29 protein-coding genes are annotated in these 24,859 nt (G+C 70.1%); 13 read left to right on the top strand and 16 right to left on the bottom strand.

Annotated features, from left to right (window positions below; translation table 11 throughout):
• Positions 1-9 precede the first annotated feature (9 nt).
• From ACWC9R_RS12645 to ACWC9R_RS12705, 13 genes are all read right to left on the bottom strand, one after another.
• A complete protein-coding gene (locus tag ACWC9R_RS12645; protein WP_450731016.1) occupies positions 10-321 on the bottom strand; it encodes an ATP-binding protein in 312 nt (103 codons plus the stop codon).
• Positions 263-907, bottom strand: a complete 645-nt coding sequence (locus ACWC9R_RS12650) for a GntR family transcriptional regulator (protein WP_450731018.1) — start codon at positions 905-907, stop codon at positions 263-265. Before ACWC9R_RS12650 ends, ACWC9R_RS12645 begins: the two co-directional genes overlap by 59 nt.
• On the bottom strand, positions 904-1,380 hold the full coding sequence (locus ACWC9R_RS12655) for a hypothetical protein (protein WP_450731020.1): 477 nt from the start codon (positions 1,378-1,380) through the stop codon (positions 904-906). The genes ACWC9R_RS12650 and ACWC9R_RS12655 overlap by 4 nt, the downstream gene beginning before the upstream one ends.
• The gene (locus ACWC9R_RS12660; RefSeq protein ID WP_450731022.1) at positions 1,377-2,672 is read right to left on the bottom strand and encodes a cytochrome P450; all 1,296 of its coding nucleotides are present in this window, start codon (positions 2,670-2,672) and stop codon (positions 1,377-1,379) included. Before ACWC9R_RS12660 ends, ACWC9R_RS12655 begins: the two co-directional genes overlap by 4 nt.
• Positions 2,663-3,949: a cytochrome P450 gene (locus ACWC9R_RS12665; protein ID WP_450731024.1), complete on the bottom strand. Its 1,287-nt coding sequence runs from the start codon at positions 3,947-3,949 to the stop codon at positions 2,663-2,665. Before ACWC9R_RS12665 ends, ACWC9R_RS12660 begins: the two co-directional genes overlap by 10 nt.
• Entirely contained in the window at positions 3,946-4,560 is a 615-nt protein-coding gene (locus ACWC9R_RS12670; protein ID WP_450731025.1) for a GTP-binding protein, read from the bottom strand. Before ACWC9R_RS12670 ends, ACWC9R_RS12665 begins: the two co-directional genes overlap by 4 nt.
• Entirely contained in the window at positions 4,538-4,885 is a 348-nt protein-coding gene (locus ACWC9R_RS12675) for a DUF742 domain-containing protein (protein WP_450731027.1), read from the bottom strand. Before ACWC9R_RS12675 ends, ACWC9R_RS12670 begins: the two co-directional genes overlap by 23 nt.
• Positions 4,882-5,280: a roadblock/LC7 domain-containing protein gene (locus ACWC9R_RS12680; RefSeq protein ID WP_450731028.1), complete on the bottom strand. Its 399-nt coding sequence runs from the start codon at positions 5,278-5,280 to the stop codon at positions 4,882-4,884. Before ACWC9R_RS12680 ends, ACWC9R_RS12675 begins: the two co-directional genes overlap by 4 nt.
• Before the next feature lie 7 nt (positions 5,281-5,287).
• Positions 5,288-6,709: an ATP-binding protein gene (locus ACWC9R_RS12685; protein ID WP_450731030.1), complete on the bottom strand. Its 1,422-nt coding sequence runs from the start codon at positions 6,707-6,709 to the stop codon at positions 5,288-5,290.
• Between the two features lie 113 nt (positions 6,710-6,822).
• Complete coding sequence (locus ACWC9R_RS12690) at positions 6,823-7,017, bottom strand: hypothetical protein (protein ID WP_450731032.1); 195 nt, start codon at positions 7,015-7,017, stop codon at positions 6,823-6,825.
• Positions 7,018-7,459: 442 nt separating this feature from the next.
• A complete protein-coding gene (locus tag ACWC9R_RS12695; RefSeq protein WP_450731033.1) occupies positions 7,460-7,954 on the bottom strand; it encodes a hypothetical protein in 495 nt (164 codons plus the stop codon).
• A 38-nt stretch (positions 7,955-7,992) separates the two neighbouring features.
• Positions 7,993-8,421: an ATP-binding protein gene (locus ACWC9R_RS12700; protein ID WP_450731034.1), complete on the bottom strand. Its 429-nt coding sequence runs from the start codon at positions 8,419-8,421 to the stop codon at positions 7,993-7,995.
• 140 nt (positions 8,422-8,561) lie between these two features.
• On the bottom strand, positions 8,562-9,149 hold the full coding sequence (locus ACWC9R_RS12705) for a hypothetical protein (protein WP_450731035.1): 588 nt from the start codon (positions 9,147-9,149) through the stop codon (positions 8,562-8,564).
• A 243-nt stretch (positions 9,150-9,392) separates the two neighbouring features.
• Here ACWC9R_RS12705 and ACWC9R_RS12710 point away from each other — a divergent pair, with 243 nt between their 5' ends.
• From ACWC9R_RS12710 to ACWC9R_RS12760, 11 genes are all read left to right on the top strand, one after another.
• On the top strand, positions 9,393-10,727 hold the full coding sequence (locus ACWC9R_RS12710) for a hypothetical protein (RefSeq protein ID WP_450731036.1): 1,335 nt from the start codon (positions 9,393-9,395) through the stop codon (positions 10,725-10,727).
• Between the two features lie 24 nt (positions 10,728-10,751).
• Positions 10,752-11,297 (top strand): GNAT family N-acetyltransferase, encoded by a 546-nt coding sequence (locus ACWC9R_RS12715; protein WP_450731038.1) that lies wholly within the window; start codon positions 10,752-10,754, stop codon positions 11,295-11,297.
• Positions 11,298-11,398: 101 nt separating this feature from the next.
• Positions 11,399-11,797, top strand: a complete 399-nt coding sequence (locus ACWC9R_RS12720) for a gamma-glutamylcyclotransferase family protein (protein WP_450731040.1) — start codon at positions 11,399-11,401, stop codon at positions 11,795-11,797.
• Between the two features lie 1,550 nt (positions 11,798-13,347).
• Positions 13,348-13,647, top strand: a complete 300-nt coding sequence (locus ACWC9R_RS12725; protein ID WP_450731042.1) for a helix-turn-helix transcriptional regulator — start codon at positions 13,348-13,350, stop codon at positions 13,645-13,647.
• A 54-nt stretch (positions 13,648-13,701) separates the two neighbouring features.
• On the top strand, positions 13,702-14,970 hold the full coding sequence (locus tag ACWC9R_RS12730; protein ID WP_450731044.1) for a tyrosine-type recombinase/integrase: 1,269 nt from the start codon (positions 13,702-13,704) through the stop codon (positions 14,968-14,970).
• A gap of 76 nt (positions 14,971-15,046) precedes the next feature.
• A complete protein-coding gene (locus ACWC9R_RS12735) occupies positions 15,047-15,871 on the top strand; it encodes a HipA family kinase (RefSeq protein ID WP_450731046.1) in 825 nt (274 codons plus the stop codon).
• Entirely contained in the window at positions 15,868-16,263 is a 396-nt protein-coding gene (locus tag ACWC9R_RS12740; protein ID WP_450731047.1) for a DUF3037 domain-containing protein, read from the top strand. Before ACWC9R_RS12735 ends, ACWC9R_RS12740 begins: the two co-directional genes overlap by 4 nt.
• 249 nt (positions 16,264-16,512) lie before the next feature.
• The gene (gene fabG, locus ACWC9R_RS12745) at positions 16,513-17,274 is read left to right on the top strand and encodes a 3-oxoacyl-ACP reductase FabG (protein WP_362612777.1); all 762 of its coding nucleotides are present in this window, start codon (positions 16,513-16,515) and stop codon (positions 17,272-17,274) included.
• Between the two features lie 29 nt (positions 17,275-17,303).
• Positions 17,304-18,074, top strand: coding sequence for an SDR family oxidoreductase (locus tag ACWC9R_RS12750; protein WP_450731049.1), 771 nt, complete (start codon positions 17,304-17,306; stop codon positions 18,072-18,074).
• Positions 18,075-18,469: 395 nt separating this feature from the next.
• Positions 18,470-19,138 (top strand): uracil-DNA glycosylase, encoded by a 669-nt coding sequence (locus ACWC9R_RS12755; protein ID WP_450731110.1) that lies wholly within the window; start codon positions 18,470-18,472, stop codon positions 19,136-19,138.
• Between the two features lie 124 nt (positions 19,139-19,262).
• The gene (locus ACWC9R_RS12760) at positions 19,263-19,799 is read left to right on the top strand and encodes a hypothetical protein (RefSeq protein WP_450731112.1); all 537 of its coding nucleotides are present in this window, start codon (positions 19,263-19,265) and stop codon (positions 19,797-19,799) included.
• 14 nt (positions 19,800-19,813) lie between these two features.
• Here the strand turns inward: ACWC9R_RS12760 and ACWC9R_RS12765 are convergent, their stop codons facing one another.
• Positions 19,814-20,437 (bottom strand): TetR/AcrR family transcriptional regulator, encoded by a 624-nt coding sequence (locus ACWC9R_RS12765; protein ID WP_450731051.1) that lies wholly within the window; start codon positions 20,435-20,437, stop codon positions 19,814-19,816.
• Between the two features lie 87 nt (positions 20,438-20,524).
• Here ACWC9R_RS12765 and ACWC9R_RS12770 point away from each other — a divergent pair, with 87 nt between their 5' ends.
• Both ACWC9R_RS12770 and ACWC9R_RS12775 read left to right on the top strand, forming a co-directional pair.
• A complete protein-coding gene (locus ACWC9R_RS12770) occupies positions 20,525-21,799 on the top strand; it encodes an FAD-dependent oxidoreductase (RefSeq protein ID WP_450731052.1) in 1,275 nt (424 codons plus the stop codon).
• Positions 21,796-22,704 carry a Gfo/Idh/MocA family protein gene (locus ACWC9R_RS12775; RefSeq protein WP_450731054.1) on the top strand — a complete coding sequence of 303 codons (909 nt, stop codon included), beginning with the start codon at positions 21,796-21,798 and terminating at the stop codon, positions 22,702-22,704. The genes ACWC9R_RS12770 and ACWC9R_RS12775 overlap by 4 nt, the downstream gene beginning before the upstream one ends.
• Here the strand turns inward: ACWC9R_RS12775 and lnt are convergent.
• Positions 22,673-24,205, bottom strand: coding sequence for an apolipoprotein N-acyltransferase (gene lnt / locus ACWC9R_RS12780; RefSeq protein ID WP_450731056.1), 1,533 nt, complete (start codon positions 24,203-24,205; stop codon positions 22,673-22,675). The genes ACWC9R_RS12775 and lnt overlap by 32 nt on opposite strands.
• 122 nt (positions 24,206-24,327) lie before the next feature.
• Entirely contained in the window at positions 24,328-24,828 is a 501-nt protein-coding gene (locus tag ACWC9R_RS12785; protein WP_450731058.1) for a nuclear transport factor 2 family protein, read from the bottom strand.
• Between the last annotated feature and the right edge of the window lie 31 nt (positions 24,829-24,859).

Consider the following 24,859-nt stretch of genomic DNA (forward strand, 5'->3'; position numbering starts at 1 on the left):
CTTCCCTCATCAGGGCGTTGACCACGAACAGGCCGCGGCCCCCGAGGCCGTGGGTAGCTGGTAGGGGCTTTGGCTTGAACGGGTGGGCATCCGCGACGGCAGCACCAGCTGGGTCCTGTCCTCGACGGCGAAGCTGACCGTGGCTGTGGGCGAGAGCACGGTCGCGTGCTGCACCACGTTCGTCACGAGCTCGCTGATGATCAGGCACGCCGTGTCCACGACCTGCTCGGACATGCCCCAGCGTGCGAGGACTTTGACGGTTTCACGACGGGCCAGCGGAACGTGCTCGGCCGTGGAGATCACCTGGATGTCGTGGTGCATCGCAGTGCTGGACATCGCGCAGCTCACCCTCTCTCCGGGCGGCAGCCGCCCGGACCGTGACCGAGGGTAATAGCCTCAGCGCGCAGAGGTGTTCACTGGCCGGGTTCGGGATCGTCGCCAGCAGTTGGCCGGCCATGGAGCGCAGGTCCTGCCACCGTTCGTGCAGCATCTCGGCCGGACCCGGGCGGCGACGGCGCCACTGCTCATGAGCAGCGTGGCAGGTAGCCACGATCGTGTCGCGGCTGAACCGTGGCTTCTTCTCGTTGTAACGGGATGTGGTGGGGGCGGGGTGGAGAAGACGGGCGGATTGCGCCACCTTGCTGCCGCGCGGGCCGATGTGCACCGTGCCTTGGGCGGACAGGATCAGCAGCGCCCGTCCCACGGGTGCGGAGTCGCTGCACACCGTGGTGGCCAGGAATTTCGCGCTGGGCAGTCGGTGATCGCGGGCGTAGACGCCGGCGGCGATCTGGGCGCGCAGCCGGTCGGCAATGTGGGTGACGAGCGCGTCGTGGAGGTCCAGACTCCCTGCCGGGAAGATCCGTTGGCTTCGCCTCTCCAGAACGTTGCTGTCAACGAGGCTGCTCACCGCGGCCCGGACCAGTTCGACAGGTGCCCGCAGGCCACCTGGTTCACCCGGAGTTCGAGCCCAACGGGGAGGTCGCCCTTGGTGATTGCGGCCGTGATGGCCCTGGCCACTTCGGGCACGGCGGTGCCCGGCCGGATGGCGTCGTGCAGCGCTTGCACCAGCTTCGCCACGGCAGATGCGTACACCACCAGGTCGGCATAACACGTCACGGGCCGCTCGGGGTCGGCACGTGCCAGCAGGATGTCCCACCGTCGTTCCTCGGCGGCGGAGCCGTTGGCGGCGGCGCGACGGGTTTGGCCGACGGGAGCCCAGTGGCGGGCGATGCGCCGGACCATGTCGACGTTGCGGGCAACAGCCGCAGGAGCGGCCTGCATCGTGTTGCGGCCGACACGGCGCAGGACGAGGAGATCGTCCCGAAGCTGACGCGGGTCCAGCGTCCGAGCCGCGGCGTCGTCGGTGGTCGCGGTGGTCACTTCGCCGCTCCTTCCTCATGCCGCTGGTGGGAGGGGCGCAGGCGGAGGAGAAGGCTGGTGTGGGAATTCATCAGGACCGAGGGGGAGCGCGGCGCCGGCGCGGCCGGGGCGAGGTCGGGCCACCGGCTGAAGAGGGCTTCGAGCGCGAGTCGTCCTTCGAGGCGCGCGAGGGGCGCGCCGATGCAGGCGTGGGGCCCGTGGCCGAAGGAGGTGTGGCCGCCCTCGCGGGTGATGTCGAAATCGTCCGCGGTGGGGCCGTAGCGGTCGGTGTCACGCCCCATGGCCGCGTAGCAGACCATCACCGGGTCGCCCCGGCGGATGAGGGCGTCGCCGAGGACGCTGTCCCGGGTGGCGAACCGCATCAGAAAGTTGGCGGTGGGGGGCTGCCACCGCAGGATCTCTTCGACCGCGCGGTCCCACGAGACATCGCCCTGGAGCAGCAGGTCGAGCTGGTCGCGGTGGCTGGTGAGGGCGAGCACCCCGTTGACGAGGAGGTGGACGGTGGTCTCGTGCCCGGCAGCGATGAGGACCTGCACGGTGGCGACGAGTTCCTCCGTCGTCAGCTGCTCGTCGTCAGGGAGCTGGAGCAGGGCGCTGGTGAGGTCGTCCCCGGGATGACGGCGCTTGGCGTCGAGATGGCGGGTGATGATGTCCTCGATGGCCGCGAGCGCGGCCGTCGGATCGCGGGTGTCGTCGAAGAAGACCTCGTAGTGGCCACGCAGCGCCTCGTGTTCGGACTCCGGCAGGCCCAGCAGGAGGCTGATGACGGTCATCGGCAGCGGCCACGCCACGAGCTGTCGGAAGTCGACGATCCCGTCGTCGGCGACGGTGGCAGCGTCGGCGAGATCAGCGAGCAGCTCCTTGGTGATGATGTCGATGCTCGTCCGCAGAGCCCGTACCCGCGTCTCGGTGAACACGGCCGCCAGCGGACCGCGCAGACGCCAGTGATCGACACCGTCGGTCGTGATCAGGCTGCGTCCGGCCGGTGCGGCCAGACCGATCAATGGCCAGTTGGCAGGGATGTCGCCGCGCTGGAGGGCAGCCCAGTGCCTTGGGTCCTTGCGGAAGATGTCGGTGTTGCGCAGTGCGGCACGGGCGGTGGCGTCGCGTGTGATGGCCCACACCGGTACGCCGCCGGGCAGCTGGACCGGAACGACCGCGCCGGCCTTGCGCATGACGGCGGCGTCGTAGTGGAGATCGAGGCTGTGCGGGTCGAGCCGGTGCACCGGACGCGACAGCGACAGCTCAGGCGGCGACGGCTCGGTGACGGGAGTCGGGTGGGTCAGATCCACGGGGTGCCTCCGGCGTAGCGGGCGGTCGGTGGGGTGGGGGTGAAGGTGACGGGCAGGGACTCCAGGCCGCGCATCCACACCGTCGGTTGCCAGCGGACCTGCTCGGGCGGGCAGGCCAGGTGCAGGTCGGGAAGGCGGTCCAGGAGCACCTCTATCCCTGCGGTGACGATCGCCTCGGCCATGTCTCGCGCCGGGTCGGGGCAGCTGTGCGGGCCGTGGGAGTAGGACAGGTAGGCCCGGCTGCCGCGCATGCCGGCGCCCGGTTCGGGGCGGAGGTGGGGGGCGCGATTGGCGGCGGCCAGCCCCAGCAGGACCAGGTCGCCGGCCGGGATGGTGACGTGGCCGAGGTGCGCGGGGCGACTGGTCCAGCGCCCGGCGAAAATGGCGGTGGGGGTGTCGTCCCAGAGGACTTCGCGCAGGGCCTGGCTGACGGCGAGCTGGCCACGGACGAAGGCGTCGGTATGGCGACGGTCGGTGAGCATCCGGTGGATGGCGTTGCCCATCCAGTTCGCGGTGATCTGGTGACCGGCCACGATGGTAACGATCAGGTCCTGGCAGAGCTGCTCGTCGCTCAGACCGACGGGGGCGGCGGCCAGCCGCGAGGCGACATCGGCACCGGGACGCGCGCGCACCCGCCCGACGAGCGCTTGCATGGTGCGGTGGAGGTGCTGGTGGCCGGCCAAGGCGCGGTCGCCGCCGGCGAGCTGATCGGTGGCCGCCGCCATCAGAGCCTCGTGTTCATCACCGGGCACGCCCAGGGCCCAGCCCATCACCATCACCGGCAGCAGCAAGGCGTAGTGGGCCATCAACTCGGCCCGACCGCGGTGCGCGAGGGACTCGACGAGGTCCTCGGCATGCCTTTCGCACTGGGCCCGGAACTCGACCGGGTCGACGCCGGACAGAGCACGGCTGACCGCCCCGGCGCGCTGGCGGTGTTCGGCCCCTTCGGTATAGAGGAGAGAAGCACCTGCCAGGCCGCCGCCGACCATCGGCCACAGCGGCCACTCGTCCGGGATCTGCTCGCGCAGCCGCCACCGCGCCACGTTGCGCGCGAACAGAGCTGTGTTGGTGGTGACTTGGGTCAGCTCGCGGTGTCCGAGCACCAGCCAGGCCGGCACCTGCCCGTCCAGCAGCACCGGCGCCACCGGCCCGTAGGCGCGCCTCAGCTCGGAGAAGACCTCGGCCGGGTCGCGGTGATAGTCCGGGGCACCCAGCATGATCGCCCCCCGGTGGCTTTCGGGCAGCTCCACGAGCCCCAGAGCCTGCGGACTGCTCATGCGTCTGCCTCCTGCAGGCCGGCGCGGTCCAGCACGTGCTGGACGAGGGCGATCAGTACGCCGCGGACGGATTGCCGGTCCCGGGCGTCGCAGCGCAACACCGGTACGCCGGGGGCCATATGCAGCGCGTCGCGGATGTCGTCCAGGGTGTGCTCCTGGTCCTCGCGTCCGAAGACGTTGTGGGCCACCACGTAGGGCAGGCGCTTGTCCTCGACCAGGTCCAGGGACGGGAAGCAGTCCGTAACCCGGCGGGTGTCGACCAGCGCCACCGCGCCCAGGGCGCCGTTGAACACGGTGTCCCACACGAACTTGAAGCGGTCCTGGCCGGGAGCGCCGAAGAGGTACAGCACCGTGGACTCGCTGAGCGCGGCCCGGCCGAAGTCGAAGCCGACCGTTGTCGTGGTCTTCGACGGTGTGGCGGACAGGTCGTCGGTGCCGATGCTCGCGGCGGTCATCTCCGCCTCGGTACGTAGCGGGGTGATCTCGCTGACGGCACCGACGAAGGTCGTCTTCCCGACACCGAAGCCGCCGGCTACCGCGACCTTCACCCCGCGGCTGGCGGTCTGCGGGAGCGGCACCCGCCTGGCTTCAAGACTTGTTGCGGAGTCCAACGAGGACCTCCCTCAAGAGAGCTGCATCTGGTTGCGCGGCGGCGGTGGCGGGTGGGGGGTGTCGGGCGGTGACCCGGTTCTGGTCCAGGAGGCCGGAGATGAGGACCTGCGCCATCCCCACGGGCAGCCGCAGGAGGCTTGCGATCTCCACGACCCCGGTGGGCGAGGCGCACATCCGCACGATGGCGGCCTCCTCCAGCCCGAGGCCGGCGGTGTCGTCGCGCTCGGTGACGATCAGGGAAACCGCATCGAGTTCGTAGTCGGCGGCAGTACGACCGCCCAGGACGACGAACGACCGGTCCGGCACGTCCCAGTCGTCGCTCACGACGGAGTCCGGGGCGACCGCGGCGGGACGCTCAGGTGGTCCGCGACACGCTCCACCAACTGGGACATCGCGGTGCCCACGATGCCCGGGTCGGCCTCGCTCGTGGCCACGGTGGCGAGGATGGCGCCCTTACCAGCCCCGACTGCCAGCAGCTGGATGTTCGGAGTGTCGACGGTGGCCGTCAATGCCGGGCCTCCGGTATCGAACAGTTTCTCCAGCTGGTGAGAGAGGGTGAGCCACGTGGTGCACATTGCCGAGAGGAGATCGGCGGTGTCGCGGTCGAGGGTCTTGTCGTGGGCGAGCTTCATCCCCTCGTCGGACAGGAGCAGGGCATGGAGCACACCGGGGGTGTCGTGGCAGAGCTGGTCGAGCAGCCAGGGAAGGTCAGCGTTCATCGTGCTCCTACGGATTCGGTGCGGGCGCTGTGGCGCCGCGGGTGGCTTGGCGGAAGGCGGACACGCGCCGCCCGGATTCCTGCGGGCTTCGCGTCGGCGGCGATCCCGGCCCGGGGGGTTGCACGGCCGGGCTGGACCGCGTGGCGCCGCGGACGCGGCGGGGCAATCGCGTGGTGCCGGGAGGTGGCTGAGGTGCGGTGGCCGAACTCGGCGACTGCGGCTCACCCTCGCGGGCCGGCGACGGCCCGCCGCTTTGTGGACGGGCCGGAGCACGGACGGCTGCGGGGACGGACGCGGCGTCGTGGGTGAGCCACTGGCGGGGCAGGACCACGCTGGCTCGGATGCCGCCCGAGGCGGAGGCGCAGAACGCGATCTGCATACCGAAGCGCTCACCCGCGAGCCGTGCGGCGGCGAGGCCCAGTCGGCTTCCGGAGAGCTGGGTGATGTCGAGCGGCTGAGCGACGTCGACGGTCTCGCGTGCACGGCGCAGGGTCTCGTCACCCATGGCCAAGCCGCTGTCGTCTACGTGCAGGACCAGCGCCGAGACGGCGTCCTCGCCCGACACCCGCACCAGCGTCGTCGGTGGGCTGAACCGCAGAGCGTTGTCGACCAGTTCCCCCACCGCGTGGATCGCGGCAGTAACAGCGGGCCCGGCGACCGCGACGGGCACCTGGGGCAGAGCCAGCTCAACTCGCCGATGGTGCTCACAGCTCCCCACGGCCGCCCGCACGACGCGCTCCAACGCGACCGGCCTCGCCCACGGACGCCCCGCCCGGCGGGCTCCGCAAAGGGCCAGCAGCCGCTGGGTCAGCAACCCCGTACTCGACAGCCTCGCATCGAGTGCCTCAAGGTCGGCGCGCACGTCCTCCCGACGAATCGGGCCGGAAGCGTCCCAGTAGGGCCTCTTCCGCTCATCGATCTCCCGCAGGTGGTCGGTGATCGCAGCATGGAGGCGCTTCCCGCAGCCCTGCACCATGACCATTGCGGACGTCAGCCGCCGATGCTCCTGGTGGAGTGTGTGCACCGTCTTGTGGATGACATCCCGGAGCGTTTGGTCTGTGGGCAGCAGAACCTGCTCGCCGAGTCGCGCCAGCACAGTGGCGGCCGATGCGCGCTCCCGCAACTGGTCCACCGCCAAGGGCAGCACGCGTGCCGCACCTTCGATGTCGGCCTGGAGACGGCGAAGCTCATCTTGCGATCGCCCCTGGGCGACCTCCGCGCGACGCACCCGCTCCCACGCCTCATCGCGCTCCCGGCAGAGAGAGCGGAGCCGGTACTGCGCCTCAGCCAGTCCCGCCGCCACCAGCACGGTGGAGACCGCAGCGCACCAGGCAACAGCGGCACGGCCGGGCGGCGACGACAGCATCACGGCAGCAGCGGACGCGGCAGCGACCAGCACGACCACCAGCACGCTGCGCCCCAGCGTCATCTGCGGAGCCCGCCGGTGGCGCGGCCGACTGGCCTGATCCAGGGGAGGTATCTGGGTCACAAGTCCTCGAAGAGAAAGGGGAGATGGAACGGGAAAACACGGTCGTGCCGGGACTAGAGGTGAAGGCGGCCGATGAGCTGGGCGACGAGGCGGCACGTCTCGGTGATGGCCGGAGCGGTCTGGCCATGCGCCAGCTGAAATCCGAAAGCCACGGCTACAGCTGCCGGCCCGCCCCGCAGCCTCTGGCCGCGGATCAGCATCACCATCAGCACTCCCAGCACCACGACCGCGGGCACGGTCAGGCGCATGTCGCCGCAGCTGGCCGACGAGCAGAGCGGACGCGAAACAGCTGGTCCGCCAGGGTCACAAGGTCGGTGAGGTGCCGCGGATCGGAGGGGAACAGCCACAGCCGGCCATCGCAGCCACCGCAGTGCCGGCCGTCGAACGGGCAGGAAAGATCCCGCCCACGAACCCCTAGCCGCTCCCCGTCCAGACTGCGCCGGCACTCTGCGGCCACGGGCACGTAGAGCCGTCGGTGCCGAGGGCAGCACAGGACCGGACCCACGGGCTCTCCGTCGTAAAGGAGCGCCTCCAGGGCGGGAAGTCCCGGTTGCAGGCCAAGCGGCAAGACGGCCCACTCCAGGCGAGCCAGCGGATCGGGGAGCGGGCTCTCGGTCAGCTGCACCCACCACGCGTACGTTGTGGCAGGCGTGGTGTCGCGTACGCCGGAAGCGGCGCCCGCGGCAGTGATCACCGGTGACATATCCGCCTCACACCGCGCGACGTGCTTCCCCAAAGGAGGCTCGCCCACCGGCTGGCCACCCCGGACCGATCCAGGGGCGAAGGGCGGTCGATAGCCGACTCGGCGAACGCCCGCTCGTTGACCGCTGCCCAGACCAGGAGAAACTGGACGACCTCGGCCAGGTGGACAAGATGGACGCGTGCACGGGCGTCGTCCTGCGGCACCTCTCGGCGACGCAGTTCATCGGCTTGGACCAACAAGCGGCGCAGCTTCTCGGGCGCGCTGGTCAACCCCTCAGGAGCCAGCAGTCCGGACAACGCCACGATGTGGGTCTGCAACCGTTGCGCCAGGTCTTCGACATCCACCTGGGATGTTGGGAGCTGTACCGAAACGTCGAGAATGAGCGCCACCGTCTCTGACGCGCTAGTTGTGGGCGATCGGATGGAAGAGCAACGAACCTTCCGCCGCAGGATCGTCATGAGGGGATGCACGACACGCTTCACGACGCTTTCCGCGCGAGCTACAGGGCACTGGGTGGAGGTCACGCTGCAGCTCGCTTGGCCTGCGGCCGGAATTCCACCCAGACGTCTTTACCGGTGCCGGCATCGGAACTGTTCACGGTCACGCCCCAGGCATCGGCCGTGTTGCTGACCAGTAGCAACCCCCGACCGCTCTCGGACAACGCGTCCCCACCCCGAACCACGGGGAGCTGCGGGCTGTTGTCGCTGACGACGATCCGCAGAACGCAGACGGACGGTTGGATGAGGAGAACGCACTCGCCGGAATCCGCATGCTTCCAGACGTTGGAGAGCAGCTCCGTGACGCACAACGAAGCCGCGTCGTCCAACTCGCCCCAGCCACAACCCTGCACGTATGAAAGGACGGTGCCTCGGACCTGCCCGATGCACTCTGGGTCGACGGTCAGTTCAAGTTTGTACGGCTGAGTGGATGTACCCGGCATCAAGGTCATGGCTCCTCCGTCTGTGCCAGGTGAGGGATGAAGACTCCGTCGAGGGTTCCGATGCGCAGGAATCTGTTGCGAAGGGGCGGAGTTCAGGTGATCGGCGCCTCGGTGGGGCCTGTGGCTCGACCATGCGGTGGTCGTTGTCATCACATCCTCTGGGTGCTCCGGATGACCGCCCGGACTCCGGAGACGGCCCTGCTGAGAGGGCCTCGCTCGGCGTCGGGGGTGAGTAGTGAACGGGCTTCGGCAAGGCAGCGGACCAATGGCGCCGGGCTGGTGAGCAGGGGCGCACCGCCTATGGCGGACTCGGTGCTGGGCGCCTGCAGCCACTCCACCAGCACGCCTAAAGCAGCCGGCGAGATCGCGGGGATACGGATCGCGTGGTCGCGGCCGATGCAGATGGGCAGCGAATTGCGGTCGGACCAAATTGAGTTGGCGACTAGCCCACTCCAGCGGGCCGCGGTGCCGGGGGGTACGAGGATGGCCACCGTGGTCGGGTTCGTGAAGCGGATGGCCGGCCCGAGGGTCTGTTCGTACTGGCGAAGAATCTCGTACGTCCGCTCCCCCAGAGCTCGCTCGGCCAGAACGATGTCGAAGGTGATGCCGGTTGGGATCCGCCTCGGCTTGTGAGGAGTGAGTCGCCAGGCAGCTATGGATTCGCCCGGCGAGGAGGTCGCTGCGGCGAACCACGCGGACAGGCGTTCGTGCTCGCCAGCCGCGGTGCAGGTCTCCATGAGCCCTCCCAGGTTGCGTCCAAGCGTCAAGTACGCGCAGTGCGTCCGTCGCCACCCAGTGCATCGGAGGTAGCACCCGCTGACCAGGTCCTTTCGCCTGAACCTTCAGCGCCCTCTGCCAGCCCTTTACCCGCCCTTTCAGACGCGCAGTTGCTCTCACCAGTGCTTTTGCTGACGACGCCTCACGCCGTTGTTCTCTTGGCAGTTACGGTGAGCCGACACCACTTGGCTAGGGGGTATCCGGTGAGCCGCAGCGTCATGAAGGAGATCCGCCAGGCCCGGAACCGGACCCAGGCGAAAGCTGTTGACGAGCTGAACGATTTGGCCGGACGGTTTGCCGCGGAGGGACGTGTTTCGAAACGGCCTACCTTCACCGTTCGTCAGCTGTCGAAGTGGGAGAGCGAGACCCAGGAGCGGCCGTATCCACACCCTGACGCTCGGCTGGTGCTGGAGGCGTATTACCAGAAGTCGATGGTGGAACTGGGACTCTTTCCGAGGGGAGGTATGAACACGTTCGCTGTGCCTGTGGTGGCTCCGGTGCCGGTCTTCGAACAAACCGAATCCGCAGTTCCCTTCCTCGTTGGCGGGCGCGCAATCACCTCTGGTGATCACGACCCGCCGCCCTGGCTGGCTGAGACGACTACGGGCGCGGCCAGCTCAGAGGACTGGAAGGTGGCCGAGAACGAGGTCGATCTCCTGTACAAAGCCGCAGACGACATGGATGCCCAGGACCAGCAGTTCGGAGGCAACAGGCTCTGGCGGCCGACACGCGCGCACCTGCTCTGGGTGCACCACATGATCGACCGAGGCATTTACGACGAGGGCCTGGGGCGGCAACTACATGCACTTGCAGGAAAGTTCACGACTAGTCTCGGTTGGTTCTGCTACGACGCTGGGCTTCACACAGAGGCTCGCCAGCACTTCTCTGAGGCGCTGAACGCGGCGATGCTGACTGGCGACGATGTGCTTGCCAGCCGAACTCTGAGCAATATGGCCAGGCAGGCGGTGGACCTGAACAAGGGGCGGGAGGCGGTTCGCTTCTCACGGCTCGCACAGACCCACGCGAACCTCTGGGGCGCGCCAACCCGGGTGACCGCCCTTCTGGCGATCCGCGAGGCTCAGGGGCATGCGCGAGTGGGGGACACCGTCAACTGCGAGGGTGCGATCAAGAGGGCGTGGAAGTCGTGGGAGTGTGGCAAGGACGACCGCGATCCGGACTGGACGACGTTTCTGAACATGGCCGAGCTGACGTGCTTGGAGGGGATGTGCCGTCTCGATCTGGGGCAGATGGCCCGGGCTCAGCGGCTCCTGGCGAAGTCCGAGCAGCTTCAAGTGGTTGCGCATTCTCGCAACAGAGGCATGTGTCTCGGCCGCCTCTCGGTTGCGGCCATCAAAGCCGGAGACGTCGACCACAGCGTCGAAGCCACGACGAAGGCCATCGAACTGATCCGGACGTCCTGCATGTCTTCCGCTCGGGCGGTCGAGCAGTTGAAGATCGTCCACGACGGGCTAGCCCCTCATCACCGCGCCCGCGGGGTGGGGGACCTGCTTGAAGAGATCCGCGCAGTCGTCGCGTGATTCAGCAAAGGAGAGGTGCAACCAGTGGATGCGGAGTTCCAGCGGTACGACGGGACCTCGGTCAAGGCCATCGCCGACGAGCTGGTCGAGGTGTACGCCCGGGTGTACGACACACCCCCATACAACGGCGATCCCTTCTTCTCTGCTGCCACGTTCCGTGAGCGGCTGGAAGCCGCCTTCGGTAGCGAAGGCTTCGAGACAGTGACCGCGCACCAGGGCGGACAGATCGTCGGTTACGTGCACGGCGCCACGCTGCCCGCCGACAAACCCTGGTGGACATCGCTCGGCGACCGGCGGCCGGCGCAGCTTCGGAGCCTCGCGGATGCGGGTCAGGTCTTCTGGCTTCGGGAGCTGATGGTGCTCCCCGAGTTCCAGAACCGGGGTCTCGGAAGAGCGATCCATGACACCGTGATCGCGGGACGCGCCGAGAGCGCGACCGCCCTGACCTGCATCATCGACAACCAGCCAGCGTACGACGCCTACCTGCGATGGGGGTACACGGTAATGGGGGAGATCAAGCACGCCCCCGAATCGCCGACCTACGACGCCATGTACCTGCCGAACGCGTGATGACCGGAACAACTATGTATCGAGCACTCACCCAATCCGCCCCGGTCCCGGCGACCGCAAGCCGCCGGGACCGACTTTCGTCGGACGCCACGGACCTCTTTGTGTACGGAACGCTTCAGTTCGACGCGGTCCTCGAAGCCCTGCTCGGCCGGATACCGAAGCGCGCGGCGGCCAGCGCACCGGGCTGGCGCGCAGCAGCTTTGGAAGGCCGCGTCTACCCCGGGCTCGTAGCAGCTCCAGGTTCTGCGGCTCCCGGCTTGCGGCTCACCGACCTCAGCCCAAGGGAGTGGGGGATCCTCGACGCCTTCGAAGATGACCGCTACGACCTACGTGAGGTGGAGCTGACCTCCGGCGGGCGTGGACTCGCGTATCTGTGGCCGGAGGGTGATGTCCGCGACGAGAACTGGGACGCCCAGCAGTTCAAGGCCCTGCACCTTCAGGAGTACGCCGCTCGGTGCGCGCGGATCGCCCCGCGGTTGGCTACCGAAGCTGGCCAGTAGATCAAGCGGCGTTTGAGGGGCCGCGGGCTCCTCAAACGCCGCACTTCTGCGTGATCCCCGGAAATTGCGTCGCATCTCGCCTGCGAGGCCGTAGGCCGGCCCTGATTACCGCTCGACGGGCTCGTGACCATGGGGACCGCCTCGATGACTTGCCGCCCGGAGGGAATCGGCAGGGCGTCCCAGGAGCCGCCAAGAAGTCCGCCCACGGCAGACGAGAAAATGCCCCAAGGGACTGGAAGCCTCTCCGGGACTATGTCAACGTACGACGTCCCGTAAAACAGCAGGTCAGTGACGGTGTGCCTTTCTTGCGGAGTTGACTGGCACTGCAGCCAGCACCACACCCCGTCACTGGTCTGGCCGGTCTCGTCGATGAGACATATCCCAGGAGGGCAACCTGTCGAGTCCCGCAATACGATCCATCCGTTTCACCGCCCCCGTCCTGCTGGCGCTCGGAGCCCTGAACGCGTGGACCGCCCAGGCGACTGGGGACTACGCCGCACTCTCCACGGCCCTGTGCCTCTGTGTCTGCGCAGCCGGGCTTTTCGGTGAGGACTTGGTGCAGCGCGAGCACTGCCAGGACGTAGTGGTGCTCGCACACGTCGCCGCCCACCCCGGTAGTGATATCCGTGCCATCGCTCGAGCCGTCGGTGCACCCGAACGCGTCGTGACTCGCAACCTCAGTCGACTCACCGAGCAGGGTCTCGTGATCTTGTTCGAGGACGACGACCACCCCGCCCTCAGGTCATACCGACTTGCCTCGTAGCTCTCGAATGCGGGCGGAATATACGCCACGATCCCCGGTTACCGAAACCGGGGATCGTGGGGACGATTGAGGCTGTTCGTTCTCGGCTGTGCTTGGCAGTGGAGCCGTGGCGGACACAGATGGCAATGCCTCATTCACGTAAGGAGGAAGCAAGCGGCCTGTTCCATCTGTCGCCCCGGAATTTGCAGCGCGCCTCCGTCGGAAGGCGGTACCTCGTCCGAGTAGGCATGGGTTGTCAGTCCTGTTGATTCCGCTCTTTCGCCCCGAATGCCCCCTCCGCAAGGAACGCCAGTTTATGTACCGATCCGGGATACCCCTGCCGATATTCGCCCTGGGTTCGTCAATCTCTCTAATGCCGAGGCGGACTGCATTCGCGAGGTGGCGTCATAGCAGTAGCTCTCCGACCTGGGCAAAAGTGCAGGAACGTCTTCGCGCTGCGTGACGCGTGTATGGGGGCATGGCAGCGGAACAGCGCCCAGACCGCAGCGCACATCTCGCGGTGGCCGTGTGCGTCGGCATGAGTGCCCTCGTCTCGCCGAACGCTTCGCGCGCTGCCTTCGGAAGCCGTCACCGGCTGAGACTTCTTGGGGCCACCTCGCAGCTGCCTTCCGCTTCCCTGGCCTGACAACCGAGCCGATGCCGACGGTGTGCCGCCCGTGACGCCGCCGTGCCGCGCTGCGGATGTCTGCGAAATCCCCTGCTGCCACGCCACAGCCGATCGGTGGGTGGAGAACCGGTTCTCCACCCACACGGGCCCACTCCCTCCCGCACTCGCAGAAATCCCTCCATGACTGTACGACCGTTGCTTCCCTCTTCGGCGGCACCCGCTCCCGCGAGCGCCGCATTCCTCAACGTCAAGGACACCGCCGAGTACCTCGGCCTATCACCCCACACCCTCTACGTATGGCGGCATCGACGACAGGGTCCGCCGAGCTTCCGCATGGGGCTCCGCGGCCGCGTCATGTACCGGCGGGAAGCCCTCGATGCCTGGATCCGTGAACAGGAGCAGGCCGACTCCCGCACCAACCCGGCGCTGAACCCGCTGAACGCAGCTCCGCACCGGCGGTACGGCCGCCCCAGCCCCTGACGTGTCGTACGCAGTTGCGCCCCGTTTCCATCAACCGACGAATATGAGAGTTACTTGGCCGGCTACATAGAAGACCGCTGGATCAAGAAGAAGAAGGACCCGGTCACCGGGAAACGAGAGCGAACCGCCCGTTACGGCAAGGGAAAGCGGTACAAGGCCGCCGGTATACCCGGGGTCCGGGACCGTTCCTTCGACACCCTGGAAGACGCCAAGGCGTGGCTTCGGCGGACAGCCACGGACGAAGAGCGCGGCGAATTCGTGGACCCGCGTGACGGATCCATCACGTTGGCCGACTACATCTCTATGCAGTGGGCGCCAGGCCGAGGCGGTGTTCCGAAGACTCGGGACAACCAGGAACGGAGAGTGCGCCTTCACATCGTTCCGCATCTGGGTGAGCTCGCGCTCAGGAACATTACGGCGGCGGATTTGCGCGGGTACATAGCGAAGTTGGAGGCCAGTGTCCCATCGGTCGACTATAGGCGCGGCATCCTGTCCGAACTTTCCTCCATTCTGGAGGCGGCCGTCGATGACAAGCGGCTTGCCAGGAACCCCATGGACGCGAAGTCCGTGCGGTGGCCCAAGGCGCCACAGGAGCGACGCGAAGCTTGGCTGTTGGAGACGGCGCTGCGAGTCCGTGACGCGATCAGCCCGCGAAACCGGATAGCTGTCGTAGTCGGTCTGGGCTGCGGGCTGCGTCAGGGCGAGGTGTTCGGATTGAGCCCGGAGGACATCGACTACGCACGAGGTGTCCTCCACGTCCGCCGCCAAATTCAGGCGATCAGAGGAAGGTTGTACTTCGCCCTGCCGAAGGGAGCCAAGATCCGTACCGTCGACATGCCCTCTTCGGTGGCCGAGGAGCTGAAGTGTCATGTCAATGCGTTCCCGCCAGTAGAGGTGGAGCTTCCGTGGGGGAAGCCGGAGGGGCAGGGGAGGAAGTTCTCCCTGCTGCTCACCACTCGATTCGGCAACGCCGTCGCGGTGAACACGTGGAACACCTACACCTGGAAACCTGCGTTGGCGGAGGCTGGCGTCATCCCGCCGCGTGCCAAGGGGGCGAAACCCTGGCAGTGGGCGGCGGCCCCGAAAGACGGGTTCCACGTGCTGCGGCACACCTATGCCTCGGTCATGCTGGAGGCCGGAGAGTCCGTCGTGACCTTGGCTCGGTGGCTCGGGCACTCCTCACCCGCGATCACCCTCGGTTACTATGCTCACTTCATGCCGGAGGCCGGAAGTAGGGGGCGCACTGCCATCGACGGACTGCTCGGGAAGCAGGGAGAACCGCATGCCATGCGAAACTCCCCAGATTCTCCCCAGGGCCGTTGACGGGCGATTTCCGCTGCTGCTCCCGTCCACCGTCGACCGTGGATTGCAAGGCAGAAGAGACGGGTGGCCTGGGAAAGTGCTTGCAGAAGTGGCGGCGACTCGCTATGTCACGCCGTTGCGTGAAGGCGGATCGCTTCCGGGGATCGTCGAGGGGGACGACCTCGGTACCTACATCATGAAGTTCACCGGTGCCGGACAGGGGCGTAAGACGCTCGTCGCCGAGGTCATCTGTGGGGAGCTGGGGCGGCGGCTCGGGCTGCGGGTGCCGGAGCTGGTGCGGATGCAGCTCGACCCCGTCATCGGTCTGAGCGAGCCGGACCAGGAGGTCCAGGAGCTGCTGAAGGCCAGCGGGGGGCTCAACCTGGGGATGGACTACCTCCCCGGATCGCTGGGCTTCGATCCGCTCGCCTTCGAGGTGAGTGCCCGCGAGGCGGGCCGGGTGGTGTGGTTCGACGCGCTGATCAACAACGTCGACCGGTCCTGGCGCAATCCCAACCTGCTGGTGTGGCACGGCGAACTGTGGCTGATCGACCACGGCGCGGCGATGATCTGGCACCACAACTGGCCCACCGCGGACAAGGCCTCGGCCCGTCCGTACAACGCCTCCGACCATGTCCTGGCCACCTTCGGCCCGGATGTCGCGTCGGCGGCCGAGGAGTTCGCGCCGCAGATCACCGAGGAGCTGCTGACCGGGATCGCGGCGGACGTCCCGGACGAGTGGCTGGCCGACGAGCCCGGCTTCGACTCCCCGGACGTGCTGCGCCAGGCGTATGTGCGCACCCTGCTGGCCCGTGCCCGGACGATCGGCGACCGGATCACCCTGGGGGAGCCCACCGAGGACACGCCCTCGAAGGCGCCGGAATGGCTGGCCGCCAGGCTGGTACGGAGGGCAGTGAAGTGAGCGGTCTGCACAACGGGCGCGATGTGTTCGAGTACGCCCTGCTGAAGGTCGTGCCCCGGGTCGAGCGCGGCGAGATGATCAATGCCGGGGTGGTCGTGTACTGCCGGGCCCGGAGCTTCGTCGAGGCCCGGACCCATCTGGACGAGGCCCGGCTGCTGGCGCTGGACCCCACGGTCGATGTGGCCGGTGTACGGGCCGCGCTCGGTGCCGTCGAGGGGATCTGCGAGGGCGGCGAGCGGGCCGGACAGGCGGCGGGGGATGACGCGGGACGCCGTTTCCGCTGGCTGATCGCCCCGCGCAGCACCATCGTCCAGCCGGGACCGGTGCACACCGGGCTGACCACCGATCCGGCCGCCGAGGTCGAGCGGCTGGTGGAGTTGCTGGTGCGCTGAGGACCACCGACCGCCGTTCCGGGCGCCCGGCGCCGCCTTCGGGCGGGCCGGGCGCCGCGTCGTGGTGGGGCCGTACGCCGGGTCCCGGCCGGTCTCACAGGTGAGGTGGGCAACGGCGCGGTGGTGGGGCGTTGACAGCGGGTTGCCGGGCTTCTAGCGTCAGCCCTGCTCAGGCTACTAAGCGGTTGCTCACCCCAGGAACGGTGCGGCGGACCGCTTGTCGAGGTTTCGAGGGTGAGGAGAACCCGCATGTCCACCACCGAGCAGCGCGTCGCCATCGTCACGGGCGCGGCCCGCGGTATCGGCGCGGCCACCGCCGTACGCCTGGCCGCCGAGGGCCGGGCCGTCGCCGTACTCGACCTCGACGAGGCGGCCTGCAAGGACACCGTCGAGAAGATCACCAAGGCCGGGGGCAAGGCCATCGCGGTCGGCTGTGACGTCTCGGACGCGGAGCAGGTGGAGGCGGCGGTCGCGCGGGTCGCCTCGGAGCTCGGTGCGCCGACCGTCCTCGTCAACAACGCCGGTGTGCTCCGCGACAACCTGCTGTTCAAGATGAGCGAGACCGACTGGGACACGGTCATGAACGTGCATCTGCGTGGTGCGTTCCTGGTGTCCCGCGCCTGTCAGAAGCACATGGTGGACGCCAAGTTCGGGCGGATCGTCAACCTCTCCTCCAGCTCGGCGCTGGGCAACCGCGGACAGGTCAACTACTCGGCGGCCAAGGCCGGTCTGCAGGGCTTCACCAAGACCCTCGCCATCGAGCTCGGCAAGTTCGGCGTCACCGCCAACGCCGTCGCCCCCGGCTTCATCGTCACCGACATGACGGCCGCCACCGCCGAGCGGGTCGGTATGGGCTTCGAGGAGTTCCAGGCCGCGGCCGCCACCCAGATCCCGGTGCAGCGGGTGGGCCGGCCCGAGGACATCGCCAACGCGATCGCCTTCTTCACCGGCGACGCGGCCGGCTTTGTCTCCGGCCAGGTCATGTACGTCGCCGGCGGCCCGCTCAACTGACCGCCCCACCGACCTCAGGAGTTCTGGACATGACCGAGCAGGACAGCGGGCTCCCGGAGCCCACCGGCAAGGTGGCGCTGGTCACCGGCGCCAGCCGTGGCATCGGCTACGGCATCGCCGAGGCCCTGGTGGCCCGCGGTGACCGGGTCGTCGTCACCGGGCGGAACGAGGACGCGCTCAAGGAGGCCGCCGAGAAGCTGGGCGCCGACCGGGTGGTCGGCGTCGCCGGCAAGGCGCATGACGAGGCCCACCAGGCCGTCGCCGTCGAGCGGGCGATGGAGGCCTTCGGCCGCGTCGACTACCTCGTCAACAACGCGGGAACGAACCCGGTGTTCGGCCCCATCGCCGACCTCGACCTGGGCGTGGCCCGCAAGGTCTTCGAGACCAATGTGGTCTCCGCGCTCGGCTTCGCGCAGCGCACCTGGCACGCCTGGCAGAAGGACAACGGCGGCGCCATCGTCAACATCGCCTCGATCGCCGGCCTCGCGCCGTCGCCCTTCATCGGGGCGTACGGGATGAGCAAGGCCGCGATGGTGAACCTGACGCTGCAGCTCGCCCACGAGTTCGCGCCGGGCGTGCGGGTCAACTCCATCGCGCCCGCGGTCGTCAAGACCAAGTTCGCGGCCGCGCTCTACGAGAACCGCGAGGAGGAGGCGGCTGCCGGCTACCCGATGGCGCGGCTCGGCGTCCCGGAGGACATCGGCGGGGCCGCGGCCTTCCTGCTGTCCGACGCCTCGGGCTGGATCACCGGCCAGACGCTGGTCGTCGACGGCGGTCTGTTCCTCAACGCCGGGGTGTGACGGCGGCCGGGGTCTGACGGCGCCGGGGTGTGACGGCGCCGGGCGGGCCCCGGGCCCGGGGTGCCTCGTTTCGGTGCGCGTTCCGGGAGGCGGAGACCGTGGTGCCGGTCCGGTCAGGGCCGGCACCACGCACGTCCGCGGCCTCTCGGGAAGGCATCCCGGCACCGCGGGTACCCTCGGGGCCGGTGCCACCACCGGGCCCGGCGGCTCGCCGAGGCCCGGTACCTGCGGGCGGCCTGCCCGGCTTCCGTCCCGTCCGGCGAGCCCCGCCCGGGTTCGGACCGCAGGGTCCGGGCCGGTCCGAACGGCCCGCGGACGGCGTTGTCAGTGGTCGCCGGTAGGTTCGGGGACTGAGAACGCAACGCACACCGGAGGTTGTTGACGTGGTGACCGACATGCTGCCCGAATCCTGGCGCGGGGTCCTCGGCGAGGAGTTGGAGAAGCCCTACTTCAAGGAGCTCACCGACTTCGTCGAGCAGGAGCGGGCCAGCGGTCCGGTCTATCCGCCCCGCGAGCAGGTCTTCGCGGCGCTGGAGGCGACGCCCTACGACCAGGTGAAGGTGCTCATCCTGGGCCAGGACCCGTATCACGGTGCGGGGCAGGGCCACGGCCTGTGCTTCTCCGTGCAGCCCGGTGTGAAGACACCGCCGTCGCTGCGGAACATCTACAAGGAGATGAAGGAGGAGCTGGGCCACCCGGTCCCGGACAACGGCTATCTGATGCCGTGGGCCCAGCAGGGTGTGCTGTTGCTGAACGCCGTCCTGACGGTCCGCGAGGCCGAGGCCAATTCCCACAAGGGCAAGGGGTGGGAGAAGGTCACCGACGCGGTGATCCGCGCGGTGGCCTCCCGGCCCGACCCGGCGGTCTTCGTGCTGTGGGGGAACTACGCCAAGAAGAAGCTGCCGCTGATCGACGAGGAGCGGCATGTCGTGGTCCAGGGCGCGCACCCCTCCCCGCTGTCGGCGAAGAAGTTCTTCGGCTCCCGCCCCTTCACCCAGATCAACGCGGCGGTCGCCGCACAGGGCCATGCGCCGATCGACTGGCGCATCCCTGACCTGGGCTGAGTCGGCGGGCCCGGTCGGCAGGCCCCACCACCCGGTGCGTCGCACACACCGCGCGCAGCTCCCTTCCGGCGGTTAGCGTCGAGGAGACGGCCCCGGCGGTGTGAGCGGATACGGGAGTGCAGTGGTGGAAGCGCGGCGGGAGGCGACGCCCGAGGACGGGGTGCTGACCCGGATCGGCCAGGCGATCATGCTGCATCGCGCCGGTGACCGGGAAGAGGCGCGCAACCGTCTCTCGGCGCTGTGGCACGAGATCGGGCCGCACGGCGACGCCTTCCACCGCTGCACCCTCGCCCACTACATGGCCGACACCCAGGACGACCCCCGGGACGAACTCGACTGGGACCTGCGGGCCCTGGAGGCGGCCGAGGGCTTCGTCACCGAACGGCCCGCGGGCGGCACCGGCACGCCGGGGGAGTCCAGGGTCGCCGACGGCCCCGGCCCCCGCTACCCCCTCGTCGCGCTCCGGGCGTTCTTCCCCTCGCTGCATCTCAACATCGCGGCCGACTACGCCGCGCTCGACCGGCCGGCCGACGCCCGCGCCCAGCTGCGCCGCGCCCGGGTCTCGGTCAACGCCCTCGCCGACGGCGAATACCGCCAGGGCCTCCGGGACGCGATCGACCGGCTGCAACTGCGCCTCGACGGCGCCGCGGGCAGGCCGTAGGCCGCAGCGCCTCGCTACCCCCGCAGCATCCCGTCGAGCAGCTCGGCGCAGGAGGCGCGCAGCGCCGTACGGGTGGGGACGGCCGTATGGAACTGTCCCGCGGTACAGGAGAACAGCACACCGTCGCACCACGCGATCATGCTCAGCGCATGCCGTTCGGGCGCGGTGGAGCCGGCCGCCGTCAGCATGGCCTCCACCGGCTCACGGAAGGCCCGGCCGGCCCGGTCGTATACCGCCCGCAGCTCGGGCCGGCGGGTGGCCTCCAGGGCCAGCTCGTAACGGGCGAGGAGCAGCTCCCGGTGCCGGGACAGATAGCGGTGCAGCGCCAGCGACAGCGCCTCGGCGACCGCCGCCCGCACGGCCTCGGGCCCCGCCCCCTCCGCCGGGAGCCCGGCCATCTCGCGGGCGGTCAGCACCGCCGCCTCCCGCTCCGCCAGCCGCCGGACCGCCGTCTCCAGCAGGGCCGCCCGGGTGCGCGCGAGATTCGACGTGGACCCCTGGGGCAGCCCGGCCGCCTGGTCCACGGCCCGGTGGGTCAGCCCGCGCATACCGCGTTCGGCGAGCAGGGCCAGTGCCGCGTCGGCGATCAGCTCATGGCGCGGGGCGGAGGCCGGGGTACGGCTGCTGCGGGCGTTCATGGCAGGAGCCTAGCGCGGCGACTACAGGTGTAGTCTCGACGGCAGGCAACTACACCTGTAGTCACTCAGGAGATGCGGGAGGGCGCTATGCGACAGCGCACGGCGGTCGTGATCGGCGGCGGCATCGGCGGGCTCACCGCCGCGGTGGCACTGGACCGCCGCGGCTGGTCGGTCACCGTCCTGGAACGCGCCGCCGCCTCGCCACCGGGCTCCGCGCCCGGTGCCCCGGCACGGAACGGCGCGGGCATCGGCCTCGCCCCCAACGCCCAGCGCGCCCTGGACACCCTCGGCGCGGGCGACGCCGTACGCGCCCTGGGCGCCCGGTACGACGTCGGTGAGTTCCGCCTCCCCGGTGGCCGCCTGCTGGCCCGTATGGAGCAGGCGGCCGCCGCCCGGAGGTTCGGCGGGCCGCTCCTGGTCGCGCACCGCGCCGAGCTGCTCGCCCTGCTGGCCGCCCGCCTGCCCGAGGGCGCGCTGCGCACCGGGCCCGCCGCCGTACTGGCCGACCCGGGGGAGGCCCGGACGCACGGCCGCCCGGCCCGTGTACGGATCGGGGGAACCGCGGACGGCGCCGAGGAGCTGACCGCCGACCTGGTCGTCGCCGCCGACGGCATCCACTCCGCCACCCGCCGCGCCCTCTTCCCCGGCCACCCCGAGCCCCGCTACGCCGGCTTCACCGCCTGGCGCTTCGTCGCCCCCGCGCCGGACCGCCCGTTCGTCGCGCACGAGACCTGGGGCCCCGGCGGCCTGTGGGGCACCCAGCCGCTGCACGACGGACGGGTCTACGCCTACGCCACCGCCGCGGTACCGCCCGGCGGGCGGGCCGCCGACGGCGAACGGGCCGAACTGCTGCGCCGCTTCGGCTCCTGGCACCACCCCGTGCCCGCCCTGCTCGCCGCCGTCGACCCGGCCGTGGTGCTCCGCAACGACGTCCACACCGCCGCGGCCGCGCCGCCCGCCTTCCACCGGGGCCGGGTCGCCCTGCTCGGTGACGCCGTCCATCCGATGACCCCCAACCTCGGCCAGGGCGGCTGCCAGGCCATCGAGGACGCCGTCGTACTGGCCCACCTGGCCGCACCGGACGCCGACCTCGCGGCCGCGCTCACCGCGTACACCCGACAGCGGCTGCCGCACACCATGGAGGTGGTCCGCCGGGCCGGGCGGATCGGCCGGCTGACCACCTGGCGCTCCCGTCCTGCCTGCGCCCTGCGCGCCGCCCTGATGGCCGCCGGCGCCCGTCTGGCGCCGGACCGGGCGCTGCGGAGCATGGACGGGATCGCCGACTGGCGGCCGCCGGCCGGCACGTATGCTTCCGGCACGCGGGGCACCACCAGCGCGGCACAACCCAAGGAGCACGAGTGAAGGTCGGCTGCATCGGACTCGGCGACATCGCCCAGAAGGCGTACCTCCCCGTCCTGGGCACACAACCGGGGCTCGAACTCCATCTGCACACCCGCACCCCGGCCACCCTGCAACGCGTCGGCGCCGCCCACCGGCTGCCGGACGCACAGCTCCACCGGGACCTGGACTCCCTGCTCGCCGTCGGACTGGACGCCGCCTTCGTGCACGCCGCCACCGGCGCCCACCCCGAGATCGTGACCCGGCTGATCGAGGCCGGCGTACCGACCTATGTCGACAAGCCGATCGCCTACGAACTGGCCGCGTCCCAGCGCGTCGTCGCGCTCGCCGAGGAGCGGGGCGTGGGCCTCACCGTCGGCTTCAACCGCCGCTTCGCGCCCGCCTACGCCCAGTGCCGTGAGCACGCCCGCGACCTGATCCTGATGCAGAAGAACCGCGTCGGTCTGCCCGAGGACCCGCGCACCCTGGTGCTCGACGACTTCATCCATGTCGTCGACACCCTGCGGTTCCTCGTCCCCGGCGAGGTCGACCACATCGATGTGCGGGCCAGGGTCCGGGAGGGGCTGATGCAGCATGTGGTGCTGCAGCTGTCCGGCGACGGGTTCACGGCCGTCGGGACGATGAACCGGCTCAGCGGCTCCGCGGAGGAGATCCTCGACGTCTCCGGGCAGGACACCAAGCGTCAGGTCGTCAATCTCGCCGAGGTCATCGACCACAAGGGGCAGCCGAGCGTCCGGCGCCGCGGCGACTGGGTGCCGGTCGCCCGCCAGCGCGGTATCGAGCAGATCGTCCTGGCGTTCCTGGACGACGTACGGGCCGGCCGGCAGCCGTCCGCCCAGGACGCGCTGCGCACCCACGAACTGTGCGAACGGGTGGTCACCGACGCCCTCGCGCAGGCCGCCTGCTGAGCCTCCGCAGCCCCGCGTACCCTCCGGCGAGCACCAGCGCGCCGACCGCCCCGTACACCGCCCAGTCGCCCCACCGGGTGTACGGGGTGGTGCCCTGGGCCAACGGCAGGTCGTAGACGGCCGCCGTGCTGCGGTCGGTGCCGAGCCGCTCGCCGACCGGCTCGCCGCGCGGGCCGTACACGGCGCTGATGCCGGTGAGGGTGGCGTGCACCATCGGCCGTCCGTTCTCCGCGGCGCGCAGCGCGGCCAGCGAGGCGTGCTGCGCGGGCGCCCAGCTCTCCTGGAAGGTCGAGGTCGAGGACTGGGCGACCAGCACCCGCGCACCCTCGCGCACCAGATGGCGGCTCATGTCGGGGAAGGCGCTCTCGAAGCACACCAGCGGTCCGATCCGCAGCCCGCCCGCGGTGGCGACCGGGATCACCACCGGGGTGGTGCCGCGCAGCCGGTCCGTCGGGGCGGCCTTGCCCACCTGGGTCGCCCAGCCGAGCAGGGACCGGAACGGGATGTACTCGCCGAAGGGCACCAGCCGCATCTTGGCGTAGCGGTCCCCGGTCGGTCCGTCCGGGCCGATCAGGACCGCGCTCTTGGAGATGCCCGGCCGGTCGGCGTGCGCGGAGTCGGCGTTGACCAGCAGCTCGGCGCCGGTCTGCCGGGAGAGGGCGGCGAGGCGTTCGGCGAGCGCCGGGCGGTCCGCCGGGTCCTGGGAGAGGCTGCTCTCGCCCCAGACCACCAGCCGCACCCCACGGCCCGCCAGCGACCGGGTGAGCGTCTCGCTCCGGGCCAGCCGCTCCGCCGGGGTGCCGGTCAGGCCGGGCTGGACGACGGCGACCCGTACCGTGCCGGTGGTACGGGGGACCGGCGCCGCGAACCAGACCGCTGTGACCGCCAGCGCGCACACCAGCAGCCCGGCGACGGCGGGCCGCCGGGCCGCCGGGAGGGCGACCAGCTCGGCCAGTGCGGTGTTCACCGCCACGATCAGCAGGCTGACCAGCCACACCCCGCCGATCGACGCCAGCCGCAGCGCGGGCGGCACCTGCCACTGGCTGGCGCCCAGCAGCCCCCACGGGCCGCCCAAGTACTCCCAGGACCGGACCAGCTCGACCATCAGCCAGCCCGAGGGCACCAGCACCAGCGCGGCGGCGCAGCGGGCCGCGCCGGGCGCACCGCCCAGCAGCGCACGCACCAGCAGGCCCCAGGGCGCCCACAGCGCACCGAGCAGCAGGGCGAGCACCAGGATGAAGACATGCAGGCTCGGCAGCAGCCACTGGTGGACGGCGAGTATGAAGCCGGTGCCGCCCAGCCAGCCGTCCAGCGCCGCCCGCCCGTATGTCGGCGCCGTCCGTACCAGCAGCAGCCAGGGAACCAGGGCGGCATACGCCAGCCACCACCAGGACGGGGCGGGAAAGGTGAGAGCCGGCACCGCACCGGCGAGCACGGCGGCCACGCCCCGCGCCCAGGGGGAGCCGAACCACCGCGCCCGCTGGCCGAGCGGTCTGTCCATGCCGGGCTCCCTGGTGCCGGTTCTCGCCGGTCGGACGGCCAGTGTGCGCGGCAGAGCCGATCAAGAAAAGGGGGTGTCGCCGCAACGGCCGATACCGGGACCGGGACGCGCGGCGGGTCCGCTCAGCCGTCCGCCGGCCGTACCTGGCGCCACTTCTCGTGGACGACGACCCCGGTCAGCCGCCAGCCGTCGGTGGTCCGGCGGGCGGTGAACTCGTAGCGGCCGGCGCAGGTGTAGTTGGGGGCGGTCGGCCCCTCACCGGCGTCCGGCCCGTCATCGGCGTCCGGCGCGGGGCCGGCGAGCCGCATCGGGTTGAGGTAGTCGGCCTGCACCGTGGCGGTGTCGCCGGGGGCGCCGTCCCGCCGGGCCAGGGTGATCCGGCGGTTGACGACCAGATGCTGCCGGATGGCGAAGTGCCCCAGCATCTCGGCGAGCCAGGCGGCCATCTCCTCGGCGCCGCCCTCGATACCGCCCGCCGAGCGGTAGTCGACCCGCCCGTCCGGGGCGAACAGGGCCAGATAGCCGGGCCAGTCGCCGTCGTCCACGGCGATGGCGTACCCGGTGACCAGATCGTCGAGGGCGAGGCGGTCCATGAGCGTGGAGTGTTCCGCGCGCTGCGTCATCGCCTCAGTTTTCGGCATACCGGGGCCCCCG

This window comes from Streptomyces sp. NPDC001219 (assembly GCF_053597915.1).